This window comes from Streptomyces griseobrunneus (assembly GCF_046713465.1).
In the GTDB taxonomy this organism is placed as follows: Bacteria; Actinomycetota; Actinomycetes; order Streptomycetales; family Streptomycetaceae; genus Streptomyces; species Streptomyces microflavus.
Map to the genome: position 1 here is coordinate 3,021,182 of NZ_CP177080.1, position 12,175 is coordinate 3,033,356.

The 12,175-nt window shown below is 62.4% G+C and carries 16 protein-coding genes; 4 read left to right on the forward strand and 12 right to left on the reverse strand.

Features of this window, described 5'->3' with window-relative positions; genetic code table 11:
• The first annotated feature begins 3 nt into the window (after positions 1-3).
• From ACK8N7_RS13360 to ACK8N7_RS13375, 4 genes are all read left to right on the forward strand, one after another.
• On the forward strand, positions 4-1,086 hold the full coding sequence (locus ACK8N7_RS13360; protein WP_500442460.1) for a hypothetical protein: 1,083 nt from the start codon (positions 4-6) through the stop codon (positions 1,084-1,086).
• Positions 1,087-1,277: 191 nt separating this feature from the next.
• A complete protein-coding gene (locus ACK8N7_RS13365; protein WP_500442462.1) occupies positions 1,278-2,672 on the forward strand; it encodes a right-handed parallel beta-helix repeat-containing protein in 1,395 nt (464 codons plus the stop codon).
• A 7-nt stretch (positions 2,673-2,679) separates the two neighbouring features.
• The gene (locus tag ACK8N7_RS13370; protein WP_500442463.1) at positions 2,680-2,964 is read left to right on the forward strand and encodes a hypothetical protein; all 285 of its coding nucleotides are present in this window, start codon (positions 2,680-2,682) and stop codon (positions 2,962-2,964) included.
• Between the two features lie 2 nt (positions 2,965-2,966).
• Complete coding sequence (locus ACK8N7_RS13375) at positions 2,967-3,857, forward strand: peptidoglycan-binding protein (protein WP_500442465.1); 891 nt, start codon at positions 2,967-2,969, stop codon at positions 3,855-3,857.
• A 579-nt stretch (positions 3,858-4,436) separates the two neighbouring features.
• Here the strand turns inward: ACK8N7_RS13375 and ACK8N7_RS13380 are convergent.
• The 12 genes from ACK8N7_RS13380 to ACK8N7_RS13435 all read right to left on the reverse strand — a co-directional run bounded on the left by ACK8N7_RS13380 (position 4,437) and on the right by ACK8N7_RS13435 (position 11,908).
• Entirely contained in the window at positions 4,437-4,736 is a 300-nt protein-coding gene (locus ACK8N7_RS13380; protein WP_500442467.1) for a hypothetical protein, read from the reverse strand.
• A 266-nt stretch (positions 4,737-5,002) separates the two neighbouring features.
• Positions 5,003-5,158, reverse strand: coding sequence for a DUF8636 domain-containing protein (locus ACK8N7_RS13385; RefSeq protein ID WP_500442469.1), 156 nt, complete (start codon positions 5,156-5,158; stop codon positions 5,003-5,005).
• A 406-nt stretch (positions 5,159-5,564) separates the two neighbouring features.
• Positions 5,565-6,038: a hypothetical protein gene (locus ACK8N7_RS13390; protein WP_500442470.1), complete on the reverse strand. Its 474-nt coding sequence runs from the start codon at positions 6,036-6,038 to the stop codon at positions 5,565-5,567.
• A 28-nt stretch (positions 6,039-6,066) separates the two neighbouring features.
• Positions 6,067-6,234 (reverse strand): B-box zinc finger protein, encoded by a 168-nt coding sequence (locus tag ACK8N7_RS13395; protein ID WP_500442471.1) that lies wholly within the window; start codon positions 6,232-6,234, stop codon positions 6,067-6,069.
• Positions 6,231-6,545, reverse strand: coding sequence for a hypothetical protein (locus tag ACK8N7_RS13400; protein WP_500442473.1), 315 nt, complete (start codon positions 6,543-6,545; stop codon positions 6,231-6,233). The genes ACK8N7_RS13395 and ACK8N7_RS13400 overlap by 4 nt, the downstream gene beginning before the upstream one ends.
• 173 nt (positions 6,546-6,718) lie before the next feature.
• The gene (locus ACK8N7_RS13405; RefSeq protein WP_500442475.1) at positions 6,719-7,192 is read right to left on the reverse strand and encodes an Lsr2 family DNA-binding protein; all 474 of its coding nucleotides are present in this window, start codon (positions 7,190-7,192) and stop codon (positions 6,719-6,721) included.
• A gap of 121 nt (positions 7,193-7,313) precedes the next feature.
• Positions 7,314-7,652: a histone-like nucleoid-structuring protein Lsr2 gene (locus ACK8N7_RS13410; RefSeq protein ID WP_500445742.1), complete on the reverse strand. Its 339-nt coding sequence runs from the start codon at positions 7,650-7,652 to the stop codon at positions 7,314-7,316.
• Positions 7,653-7,859: 207 nt separating this feature from the next.
• Complete coding sequence (locus tag ACK8N7_RS13415) at positions 7,860-8,621, reverse strand: hypothetical protein (RefSeq protein WP_500442477.1); 762 nt, start codon at positions 8,619-8,621, stop codon at positions 7,860-7,862.
• Between the two features lie 19 nt (positions 8,622-8,640).
• The gene (locus ACK8N7_RS13420) at positions 8,641-10,215 is read right to left on the reverse strand and encodes a DUF3987 domain-containing protein (protein WP_500442479.1); all 1,575 of its coding nucleotides are present in this window, start codon (positions 10,213-10,215) and stop codon (positions 8,641-8,643) included.
• A gap of 331 nt (positions 10,216-10,546) precedes the next feature.
• A complete protein-coding gene (locus ACK8N7_RS13425; protein WP_500442481.1) occupies positions 10,547-10,981 on the reverse strand; it encodes a PDDEXK family nuclease in 435 nt (144 codons plus the stop codon).
• A 224-nt stretch (positions 10,982-11,205) separates the two neighbouring features.
• The gene (locus ACK8N7_RS13430) at positions 11,206-11,559 is read right to left on the reverse strand and encodes a hypothetical protein (protein ID WP_500442483.1); all 354 of its coding nucleotides are present in this window, start codon (positions 11,557-11,559) and stop codon (positions 11,206-11,208) included.
• On the reverse strand, positions 11,552-11,908 hold the full coding sequence (locus tag ACK8N7_RS13435) for a hypothetical protein (protein ID WP_500442485.1): 357 nt from the start codon (positions 11,906-11,908) through the stop codon (positions 11,552-11,554). The genes ACK8N7_RS13430 and ACK8N7_RS13435 overlap by 8 nt, the downstream gene beginning before the upstream one ends.
• Positions 11,909-12,175: the final 267 nt, after the last annotated feature.

A 12,175-nucleotide genomic window follows, 5' to 3' on the forward strand; every position in this document is an offset into this window, starting at 1 on the left:
CTTTTGGCAGAGATCAGCTATCCGTTCAACGCAGCCAATACCACGACCGGCGCGACGAACCTTGTATCGGAAACACAGTGGCAGTCCATGGCCCGCATGTGGGGCGGGGACCGCATTGACCGGTCCCTTACCGGCCAGGCCAGCGCCGCAGTCCTCCCATTTTCGGGACGTGTGGTTAACGTCAGCACGGTTCAGATCAGCCCTGGGAAAGCAATCGTCGGCGGTTTCTACTACGAACTGACTTCCGCGCTCGACCTGACCGTCTCTGCAAATACAGCCAACACCCCCCGTAAAGACCTCGTTGTCATTCGGGTGGACATGTCCAAGCCTGCCGTGAACCTGGCAATCCGTAAGGGTGTTAACGCAGCCACTCCACTTGAGCCGGCCCCGGTCAGGCAGACGGGCGGCATCTGGGAAATGCCGCTCTATGAGATTACCCTTCCCGCCAATGGAGGCCTGCCAGTTATGGCGTCGCGCGGGCCTTACAATATCCCCGATCCTGTTGCCTTTCCGTGGAACGCCACTCCTTCCGCCGCCCTCATGCCGAAGAACACTTTCGCTTACGACATGGACAGCAACGGCCCTGAAGAGATCACCGAGTATTTCAATTACTCGGACAAGCCGCGAATCTCCCGCGAGTTGGGGCCGACTCGGAAATACACACCGAATCTCGTCAACGCAACCGCCCTTATGCAGGGTCTCGCTGTTCGTGAGGGGCGTTTCAGGTGGATCGGCCCCAGCACCGTTTGGTTCTCCCTGAGAATTTTCGCCCGAACGATCGATATCAAGCACAGTGAAGCCAGCTGGTATTTGGGTGCCAGTCTCCCTTTCCCCGCGTCTGCCGCCGTCGGGCAAACCTTTCATGGCATGGTCCAAAATACAGGCCCCCGCGGCCCCGTTTCCGGTCTGCCAAATTACTTTCAGGTCACCGGGTGGACACCTATCGGAAAAGCCACGACCACGCTGATTCTGCTGTACCCCAACGACAAAAATGCGGCTGCCGGACTCGATGGGCTACCCATGCTTCCTGGCGGTTCGAGCCTGGTTATTTCCGGCGTCTATGAGGCCGCCGACTTCCCGCAGTAAGGAGAACAAACTTGGCGCGAAACCCGTTCGGCGGCACATCAGCGGATACCGCAGAGGACGCAGCCGGCTCACGAATACCCGGTGCGGTCGGAACTGTTTGGGATGGCCCGTCAGAAGGGGCCACACAGGTAACCGATCTACTCAATGGCGAATACGCCCCCGTCTCCACAATCACAGCCGACGCTGACGGCATGATCCCCGCATTTTGGGGCCCCGAGGGTGGCGAGAAGCTATGGATCAGCTTTGGCCTTTCCCGCGTCGCCCTCGTCGCTACGAACGTCGGTGAGCGCCTGGCGAAGCATGTGGGGGCCGTGGACCCTCACGGGTCTCAAGCGGCCTCCACGGCGGAACTCAACGGATTGCGAGGCACCCCCGGGGGCCTGGCCACCCTCGATGTCTTCGGGCGCGTCCCTTCGGACCAGCTCCCGGTGCTCACCCCGAAGATGCTGGACTGGATCAACGTCACAGCGGCCCCCTACGGGGCTACCGGCGACGGGGTTACGGACGACACAGCAGCCATCCAGGCCGCCATCGGCGCGGCCGGTATCGGCGGAGTCGTGTACTTCCCCCGGGGCGTCTACCGGACGTCTGCGCCGCTCGATCTTCCCCGGGGAGTGACCCTCACCGGGTCGCACTCGAACCTCATGGTCGGTCCGGGCATGGGCAAGACGGACTACCCCTGTTACATCCAGGCCCTTCCCACGTTCACCACCGGGGCCATGATCACCATCATTGGTGACGCTGACGGAACCCATCCCGCCATCAACGGCGAACAGCGGCTCTACAACCTGATGCTGGACGGCTCTCAGGTGAAGTCGGGCAATCTGGACGGCATTTACGCCAAGGGCAATGTTCAGAACGTCGTGATGAGAGACGTGTGTATCCGGGACATGCCCAATAACGGCATCATCACGGGCAGGAACGCGGCGGGTGAACTCCCGTACTCCTGGCGTCTCCACTCGGTCATGGTGGACAACTCGCACAGCAATGGCTATGTGTTCGAGCGCAACACTGACTTGACCATGATTGATTGCCAGGCTATTGGCTGCTGGGCCGTTGGGTTCAAAATCACCAACTGTGCGAACTCGACCTTCGTCGCATGCAGGGCAGAGTGGACCGGCTCCCATGGAATGCACTTCACGGGCGCATGGGGTAACTGGCCAGGCAGCGGTTCCGCCACCCTCTCCGCGTGCTCTACCGACCGATGCGGGCAGGACGGCGTACGCATCGACGCGACCGGCAACGGGCCCTTCATCGTCAATGCCCTGATGACCCGCCGCGATGGCCGCAATGGCGGCCCCGGGGGCGGGGGCTTCGCCGGGCTTGCTCTGCTCAATCGGGCCCCTGTCGTAGTCACAGGGCTTACGTGCTACGTGGGAACGGACGACGCCGGGACAGCAGGAACATCTCCGGAATACGGCCTTCGGGTAGCCGGTGCTCGTGATGTGACGGTGGTGGGCGCGTACCTCCACGGCGCTACTGCCGGTGTCTTCCAGGAGGGCACAACCGAGCGTATCCGGCTGACGGCAATTACCACGGTCGCGGGAAACAACTACGCGGAAGATCGCGTCCAGTCGGCCGCATAGGAGTCCTATGACCTTTACTCAAGCCCTGCCCGTCCTGGGCACCCTCGCCTCTCTTGTCGCTGCCCTCGTGGTTGTCCTCGCCGCTTACCGGACGAGCGCCGCGCGGGTTTGGCGCGAGGAGGCCGAAGCGCAGAAAGAGCGCGCTGACCGCCTGGCGGGCGATCTCACGGAGATCAAGAACCGCCTCTCTCGGATCGAGTCTGAGAACGCCCGCCTGATCGCGCTGCTTACAGCGCTCGATCCATCGCGCCTGGCTGTAATCCGCCTGGCCACCAACCCTACGGAGGACTGAATTTGGCAACCCCTATGACGGGTGCGCAGATCGTTGCGCAGCTCAAGAAGTTCGGCATTCCATTCAAGGAGTTCAAGAACTGGAAGACCCACAACCGGAACCATAAGGGCCCGTGGGGGCCCGTTCACGGCTTCATGGTCCATCACACGGGCTCTGACTCGAAGGACCAGCGAGCGCTTCTCTACGACGGCTTCACGGCCCTCCCCGGGCCTCTCAGTCACTTCGGGCTCGCCCAGGACGGCACTGTCCACCTGATCGGCTGGGGCCGCGCGAATCACGCGGGCCTCGGTGACGACGATGTCCTCCAGGCCGTCATCAACGAGAAGGCTCTCCCCCCGGACGACGAGTCCAACACCGATGGCAACAGGCACTTCTACGGCGTTGAGATTTGGTACAGCGGCTCTCACCGGATGACTGACGCGCAGTACGCGACCCTTCGCCGGCTCGCGGCGGCTGTCTGTGACTTCCACGGCTGGAACGAGAAGTCCGTACTCGGTCATGGCGAATGGGGCTCCCCCGGGAAGTGGGACCCGGGCACGGCCCCGGGAAAGATGATGGACATGGCGAAGGTCCGGTCCGACATCAAGGCCACCCTTGCCGAGGGCAAGCCGACGACTCCCAGCAAGCCGAAGCCGGTCAAGCCCAAGCCCAAGCCACCGGCCTTCCCCGGTCGCGGGTACTTCCGGCCCGGTGCGAGCAACGGTTACGTCACCCAGCTCGGCAAGCAGCTCGTGAAGAAGGGCTACGGCCGCTTCTACTCGGTGGGTGCCGGTCCCACCTGGACCGGATCGGACCGAGCCGCCGTGAAGGCCTTCCAGAAGGCGCAGGGCTGGAAGGGCTCCGACGCGGACGGCTACCCCGGCCCCTCGACCTGGACCCGCTTGTTCTCCTGATCCGCCCTACCTGAAGGTGCTGAGAAAGAATTAATAACTTCCTGTCGCGCTACGGCGCTCGAATCTACGCGGCGCTCGCCGCACTCCTCCCTCTCTTCCTCCAGCTGTGGCCGTCGGTTCCGTGGGAGGCAGTCATCGCCGCGTCTGCGGCCCTCCTGGGTACCGGTGCCGTGGTTGCTCGGCACGAGGACACCAAGACAATCCGGGCTCTATACCAGGAGAGTCCTTTCGTCAAGGAGGTCAACCACTCGAACGAGTGATCAGAAGCTTGTTGATCTTGTAAACGGTTTTTCCTGGATAGCTTCCCGCCATGGGTTGGAAACGAATCTCTACCGGGACGGGCTTCTCAATGGCCTCCCGGGTTCAAGAGGATGCCGTCAATAGGGCGGAGGCTGCACGGCTCGCCGGAGATACGGAGGAGGTTGCGCGAATGGAGGCCAGGGCCGACAACGCAGCGGACGCCATGGACGAGTACAAGAATGACAAGTACGGCAGCTAGTCAGACGGTTATATCACCACTACTGAGAAACAAAAAAGGGCCCCCTCCAATCGGAGGGGGCCCTTTTTTTGTACCGCTGCTTAGATGAGCCCAAGGCGTGCGATTTCGGCATCGGCCCACAGGCCGGCTGCGGCCTCGTCGTCGGAGTCACGTATCTCGCGAATGAGCCCGTAGGATTCGATCGTTTCAACGGCCCACCGGGTTTTCCCGGACTCAGGATCACTGAACTCGGTGAGGCTAACACTCCTGCCCTCTCGCTCACTATGCCGGATGGGTTCAGCGACTGCTATCAGTCGCATCTTGTCCAGCTTCCGCATCTCAGGCGAGAGAGGTCTTGCCGTCCCGATCCCGTTCGGGTCGGTCATCTTGGAATTGCTCATAACGCACCCCGGGCCCCGCCGTAGAAACGGCGGGGCCCTTCTTTTCGCTCCACTGGCCCCCGGAAACTGACGCGGGCCCCCGTGAATGTCTGACTGGTCAGCGTCCACGATACGGCTCCGGGCCCCCACTTCCCAATCCTTTGCCGGCTCGGTAGAGCGGCAGGGCTAGACCCACTTTTGTTGATCTCCCGTGGGGTCCATTAAAGGGCTGTCAGAAACGCATCAGGTAGGGGCAGTTACGAGCACTGAAACGAATAGCGGGGCTCTCAGGCCCCGGGGGCGACGGGCACGACGCGAACGTTGCTGACGCCCTCCAGGGGCCCCAGCTCCTCCGCCCGACGCTCCGCGCTCCGCTCGTCGTACGCCACGACCGACACGCGCTCTCGGCCGTCCTCGACCCAACGGACCTTGAAGTTCTTCAACTCGCCTCCTTGATAAGAACCATGGTCGTGGGGTGCATTAGCGTCCAGTGGCCAGCACATCCCCCGCACATATTGTGAATGGTGACCCTTCCGCCACGCGTCTCTTCAACCTGACAGGTGGCTGTCCGGAGACAGAGCCCCGCGCCGTCTTCGGTCAGGCCGTTCCCGGAATCGCACTGCGCCATGTCTGCTACCTCTCACTGAAGGGGAAGCCGCTGCCAGGAATTCGTTTCCCTGGCGTACACCACCTTGCCGCGCTGGCCGGCTAGCTGCGGCATATCGCCGCCGGTGACGGTGATTGACTCACCTCGTGTCCCTATCTGATCCAGGACCAGGACGAGAATGTCATAGAGGGAGTCGGGGTCAGCGGCCCGTATGCCGGACCTTATCCCATTAGGGAGCGCACTCACGACGCGCTCTCTTCCGTTCCGGAAACCAGCACTTTCAGTGTGTCGGAGATATCACCGAGGCTCGTCGTCAGCTCGTCCCACATTGCGTCTTTCTCGTCGGCCTCGTACTTCTTCGGATTATCGAAAGCCCTCTCCATCTCGGTTTGCTTCTCCTCGAAGGCCTCCCACTGCGCCTTGAGTTGTTCGAAAGGGTTCTCCTCTCCGGCTACCTCGTCCACGGCCGCACGGAGGGTACGAACTTTCCCCGCGAATGCGTCGGAGATCATCCCTTCCTCGGCCAGAGAGTCAAGGGAGTCAAGGAACTTGAAGAGTTCGCTGCCTTCCTGGATTTCAGCCACGGTACCCGCTGCGGTTTCGTAACTGGACAGCGGGCCTTCCCGGAACTCGTTGGACCAATCCATGATCTCGTCAAAGGCCGGGCGACGCCGGGCCTTCTTGGTCAGCGCCTCGATGCGCGCGATCTCACTCACTGCGTATGTCTCATTCTGCTAGTTCCGGCTACCAGGAGCGGGTTTCGGGCACTCCGTGGCCCGAGTGGTGATGGTCAGAGAGACAGCTCCGACAGAACGGCTGCGAACAGATCCGGCAGAACGTCTCACCGGGGGCTGCTTCGCAGCGTCGGCAATCGGGAGGCGGGGGCGCCTGGCTCTCTGAACGGCTGCTCACGCCCTTCTCTCCATCCAGGCCTCGTCCTCGGCCAGGGCCTCCCTGTACTGCCGTTCGTGGCCCTGGAGGAGCTTGCGAGCCCCCTCTTCATCACCGGGCCCGACGATGGAATCCTGGATGATCTTGATCAAGATTTCCCGGCGTCCCTCCAGCCGGCCAAGGAGTCGAGACTTCGCCGCCGCTGTCGGCTTCTTCTCGGCCCTCTCAGCCTGCACGGCCAGGCCGACCGTGGTCGCCAGGCCGGACGCGTACGCCTTGCCGTAATCGGCCTCCAGGCCGCCGCATACGGCCTCTCTCGCTACCCGATACACACTGTCCCTCTCTCTTGCTCTCAGTGTCGCTGCGCGGGCCCCGCCCGGGGGGCGAGAACGAGCACCTGGCCCCTGGACGGGGCCGCGCTGCTTCACGTGCCCTGGACCGGACTCGAACCGGTTTGCTGCCGACACCCGCGTGTGGCTCACGCGGGACCAGGGCGACCCTCTACCTACTTGCTGTCTGCTGACGCGTCGGAGACCTTGGCAGGCTCCTCGACCCCAGGGGCCTTGCTCTCCGCCAGATGCGGGAGGGCCCGAGCAAGAGCCTCCTTCTCCTTGGCCTCGGTGTATGCCTCCCTCCAGGCCTTCGGGATGCGGCCCCGGTCCGGGATGGGCTCCCCGCCGATCAGGTGGCCGGACTCCTTCGCCCACCGGCGGACAGCAGTTGCGTCCGGTCCGTCATCCTTCTTGGCAACCTTGCCCGGCAGCATGGGCTGACCCGGGGTCGTGTCTTCGGCCTTCTCCACGTACACCTGAAGCGCCTCCCGGATTTCGAGCGCCTGCTTCAGGAGGCCTGACAGCTTCTCCTGTTCCCCCGGGGTGAGATCGATTCGGTACTTCCGGTCATCTACCTCGAATTCCTGGACCTCCACCCCTTCTTTCTCCCCGGTGATGTCACACACTCGAATCTGCTGAAGTGCCATTGTGGCCCCCTCCTTGGATGTCGCCCTGCGGTACCGAATACGTTCATGTCCGGCTCGAATCAGGCCAGTTGACGGAAAGGGCCCCGACCCGGGGCCCTTTCACCTTTGCAGCCTTTCCGGATCAGGCGTGCGCCTTGTTGTACGCCTCCATCATGTCGGCCGGAATGCGGCCTCGGTCCATCGGCTTGAACCCATTCTCGCGGGCCCACTTACGCACTTCGGAGGACTTCGGGCCACCCTTAGCCGAACCGCTGGCCTTCCGTATCGGAGCTGACCCGCCGTCCGCCTTCATCCGGCGGCTGGCCTTGCGGAAGGGCTCCAGCAGTTCGCGGAGCTTGGCGGCGTTCACTACCGAGAGGTCGATCTCGTACACCCTGCCGTCGAGACCGAACGTCAGGGTCTCATCCGCCTCCGTACCGTCGACGTCGTCAATCAGGAGAACTTCAACCTTCTGAGCCATGGTCATGCCTTTCATGTTCTGGCGACCGCCGCACGGTTCACCAAGTCAGGGGTAATTCAAGGGATAGTCGGGGGTGGAGGACTGGCTACCCCGGTGGGACTCCGGACCAATAGACCCGGTGGGAGTACATGGGTCGCACGTTTCGACTTTCGGGTACGACGAAGGGGAGGCCGCAGGTGCAGCCTCCCCTTCATGTCGGGCAGTCGGTTAGATCCACTCGTTCCGCAGTGGCTTACCGGTGGGAGAGTCGTACAGGGTCCACCCCAGGAGCACGTTCGCCGGGGTCAGGCAGGGGAGCCGGTGGAAACCGTCCTCCCCCAGGACCATCACGCCCCGCTGCGGGGTCACGGCCTCGGGCTCCAGGACCTTCTTCGCTGCCCTCTTCGCGGGTGCCCGCTTCGCCGGGGCCTTTTTCGCTGCCGCCTTCTTCGCTGCAACAGGCTTCTTCGCCTGCTGCGCTTCCTTCTCCGGCACTCTCTCTACTTCCCTAGCTTCTGCTCCCCCACCTATCGGGGGGAGGTTTTCTGACTCGCGAAACGAGTCCAACAGGTCTGTGTAAACGGCTGCGTTGATGATTCGCGTGGGTAGCCCCGACTTATCGGATACCCATCGCTTCGCTTGGGCCGTGAAACGTTCCGGGTCTGACAGGTCCAGCGAATGCCAGACCTCATCGAACGGCCCCTTCTCGGGACGCTGCTTGCACAGTTCTACCATTACGGCCCGGGTGGCTTCACCCGGGTCTACGGATACATCCGTTCGATAGTCGCTGAACTGTGGGGCGAGAGCCATCCCCCTTTCGTTGAGCACAGCCGCCCACTTGCGACGGCTACTGTGTACGTGAAGATCGATAAGCGCCCTCTCCTTCAGCGCCTCAACGGTTGGGAGCTTCACCCCGAATCCGTTGATCATGGTTCGGTCTCCCCGCCACATGAACCCGAGGGCCCGCTTCTCCTCCTCGCAGAGATCCACAACTCACCCCCCTTTCGTGCTAGTTAAAGAGATCGCCCTGACCGGTGGCACTTACGGCTGCCGCCTTCTTCGCCGGGGTGCGCTTCGCGGTCGTCTTCTTCGCGGTGGCCTTTTTGGCGGGAGCCTTCTTCGCCGGGACCTTCTTCGCGGGTGGCTCCGCTGCCGCCGTCTTCTTCGCGGGGGCCCGCTTCGCCGGGACCTTCTTCGCCGCTGTCTTCCGTGCCACCGTCGCCTTGACTGACGTCTGAGTGGTGGAAGTCACCGGGGCGGCAACCGGCATCCTCGCCGCCCGTTGCCGGACGACCTTCACAGCGGGTTCCAGCTCCTCCTTCTCCGGTTCCTCCGGAGCGAAGTCGAAATACACAGGGTTGGGCCCGGGGCGGCCGTTCGGCTCCTCCGTGCGTCGGATATCTGCCATCCGGGACGCCGTCTCTTCAATCTCGCCGTGAGTGTGCCGGTTGCCCACCGCACTAAAGAGCTGAGTTCGGGTTCGTCTGCCATCACGCCCAATCGCATCACGGATCTTCTGCTCAAGGGTCTTTGGCTGATTCGACCGGGCGACCAGGGAAGGCATCTTCGCCAACTCGATAACGGTTTCCCGAGAGTATTCAACGAAGGCTCGTGCAGCCCGGACGGCACCGACTGAGATCGTTGTTTTCCGTTCCGTGGCGGTCAGCAGGCAGGCGATCCGGGCAATATTCTCCGGGGCTCTGACGAAGTAGCTGGCAACGTGCTCGTCCTCTTCGGCGACGATGCGCTTATGCGCCTTGCGTGCAGCGATGAACTCCCGCCCCGCAGCGTCTGAATACTTCATCTCTTTGGCCGCGCCCTTGCGAACCCATTCGTAGGCGTTGGCGATTTCGGCGGACGGCTCTACCAAGGATTCCGGCTCGGCGTTCAATCCGGCAACATCGTCTAGCTCTTGCCACTCCTCGATAGCCACCGGAAGCATCCGGTTATAGTCGCCCCCGAGTGCATTGGTTCGGCTGATGGCAGTCGGCCAGATGCCCGGCTGGATGTGGGCATGGAACCCCAGGAGAGGCTTGTCAATCCACTCCTCTTCCGCCTCCCCTTTCGTCTTGCCCTTGATGGTGTTACTGATGGAGCTTCCATCCCACGCCTTGCGCAAGTGCTCCGAAAACTGTGCATCCCGGTTGAGCACCTTGAGGGTGCTCCCCCATTCGTCGCACAGCATGAAGATTCGGCTGTCTTCCCCGGCCTCGGTGCCGCTGGACTCCTGGATTGCCTGAGTAAAGACACGGACGAGGGTCGGCGCATTCTTGATTGACGTCTTGGTGCGAACCCCGAGATAGCTCCCGATGGCATCTTCCGTGATCTTTCCTGCAACCCGGTAGGCCGTTCCCTTTCCGCCTGTGGAGGACTTGCCGACAAGCACTGTCCAGACGAGAGCGGGGCGAGTTCCACCCGGCAATAGGACCTGACCCGCGAAAGCCGATGACAGCATGGCGTAAGTCGCTGCCAGTACCCCGATGGGGTCCCCCTCGGTATGCGGCTTGGCCTGCTGCACTGCTCGCCCGATAGGCCCATAGACCATTTCCTCAAACCGGTCGAGCCGACCGTTCAGAACCTTCATCCTCACCCTTCCCTAGCCTGAGCATCTATGGATTGGGGCACCGACGAATCGTTGCCCCTCACCAAAGCGGCTCACGCGATGAACTAGAACACCTGCGACGTGTTGCGCTGGATGGTCCACATGTAGAACTTCTTATGCCGCCATATTCGCTTGTGGTCAACGTCCCAAGTTGTCGGCAGGTTCCCCTTTTCGTTCGCCTTCACCCAATCGGATACCGCGCCGCACGAGCGGCACTCGAAATATCCGAAGGTAACTTCCGGGGCGTCTGGGGGAACTTGCTCCCCGGGGAACCCGACAGCCGGACCACGCGATGCCGGGCGATCGATTTCACTCATTCGCTGACCATCGCCGCAAGCCACTCCCACCACAGCATCCCGTTAACGGTGAGAGTCCCTGTCTCAGGACAGGGCAGTACATCCGATTCTGAGATTTCGAGGCCGGCGAACCTCACCTCGCGGAGCACTGCGCCCCTGTCCGCGTGATACCGGGGGTCAATCATCTGCGCTGTCTCCGTAGGTTCACCATGCTTCTCAGTGAAGCCGCGCAACAGTTCCCCGAACCGGGCTAGCGACTCCGGGTGCTCGTCGGCACCATACGGTTGGGGTTGCCGCCAAGCCGTGGGGAATTCGTCGCCCAAGTAGTGGTGCTGCACGGTCACGAACCTGACGCCCGTCCTTGTCTCCGTCAGTTCAAGCCGGAGGGTGGCGCCTTCCAACTTCCAAGAGGCACGCTCAATTATGAGGTCCCACATTCCGATTCGCTTCATTCGGTCTGTGCCCGTCCTCCCAGATATGCCGTCACGGCTTCACGCATCAATACTGTGAAGGCCGCAACGGGGTCATGGTAGCGGGCTGCTAGGGCCCGCAAGTCGTTTCGGGTATTTCGGTAGGCGTCTGCCCGCTGCCGCACGCCCGGAAGTCCGAAAGCATGTTCTCCGGCTAGTCGGGCTTCCCGTAGGTCCAGAGTGAAGTTCTTTACCGCTCCCACGGGCTAATCCCCGTTGATGCGGAGGCGTTCACGGTCCTTGCCGGGAACGGAGCTAGCAGGCCACCACTCCCACCGGTCGGTGATGGATTCCAGGACCATGGCGGCGAAGACCGAGCTGTCCGGCTGCGCCTGGAGGACCGCCTCAAGGGCCTCCGTCGGCAACGGTTCCTCACCCCGGTAGGGGTGGTGGGGCATCCACAGGTCAGGCAGCTCCAGTTCCTCCGCTCCCAGCAACCCGGGGCCGCACATGGTCACCAGGACGCCCGGTGTGTCCCGGGTCCACTGGACGGCCACCAGGGCATCGGGGAGGTTCGGCAGCGGGGCCACAGCAGCTTCCACATACTCCTTCTCAGGCATGCGTCTCCCCTTTCGTCGTGCTGTCCACCACGAGGTCCCATTCGTAGTCGCCCCAGAGGGCAACGAACTTTGCTAGCGCCCCGTGATCCCCGAGGAACATCGTTACGGGGCCGTCTATGTCAACGAGTTGGAGCATGGAGACCGTAAGCGTGTTAAGCCATGCGCAATCCGGTGTGGATTTCGGCAGCGCATCGCAGAAGGCCCGGTATGCCCGACGTTCTTTCAGGGTGTCAGCCTCGTACACGAGAAGCTGAACGTCAGATGCGCGGGTGTCCCATTCAAGATGGACCCGCACGTTGTACGTGGCGCATATTCCGATCGCCAAGTTGTTGGGCACGTTTCCGTCCACGTGACATCCTTTCGCTAGTAGGTTGCGCAAGAGGCACGGAGAGTTCCCCGTGCCTCAAACGCATCCGGCTAGATCAGGTTGTTGCGGGTGCGCCACTCCTTCAAAGCGGCCTCCTGCTGATCGGCAGGAATGCACCCGGGGTGCCGCGTCTTGTGACACGGAGTCCAGTTGCCTGCCTTGTCGGTGCGTCCTCGGATGTGGCTGTAGAACTTCTTCCCTCTCCACCCGCACCCGAGTTCGCAATCCCACTCGGAATGGGTATCGCTT

Bases quoted from the DNA above. Each gene is read 5' to 3' on its own strand.
- ACK8N7_RS13365 (WP_500442462.1), top strand. From the start codon at position 1,278: ATGATCCCCGCATTTTGGGGCCCCGAGGGTGGCGAGAAGCTATGGATC.
- ACK8N7_RS13370 (WP_500442463.1), top strand. From the start codon at position 2,680: ATGACCTTTACTCAAGCCCTGCCCGTCCTGGGCACCCTCGCCTCTCTT.
- ACK8N7_RS13380 (WP_500442467.1), bottom strand. From the start codon at position 4,736: ATGAGCAATTCCAAGATGACCGACCCGAACGGGATCGGGACGGCAAGA.
- ACK8N7_RS13405 (WP_500442475.1), bottom strand. From the start codon at position 7,192: ATGGCACTTCAGCAGATTCGAGTGTGTGACATCACCGGGGAGAAAGAA.
- ACK8N7_RS13410 (WP_500445742.1), bottom strand. From the start codon at position 7,652: ATGGCTCAGAAGGTTGAAGTTCTCCTGATTGACGACGTCGACGGTACG.
- ACK8N7_RS13420 (WP_500442479.1), bottom strand. From the start codon at position 10,215: ATGAAGGTTCTGAACGGTCGGCTCGACCGGTTTGAGGAAATGGTCTAT.
- ACK8N7_RS13425 (WP_500442481.1), bottom strand. From the start codon at position 10,981: ATGAAGCGAATCGGAATGTGGGACCTCATAATTGAGCGTGCCTCTTGG.
- ACK8N7_RS13430 (WP_500442483.1), bottom strand. From the start codon at position 11,559: ATGCCTGAGAAGGAGTATGTGGAAGCTGCTGTGGCCCCGCTGCCGAAC.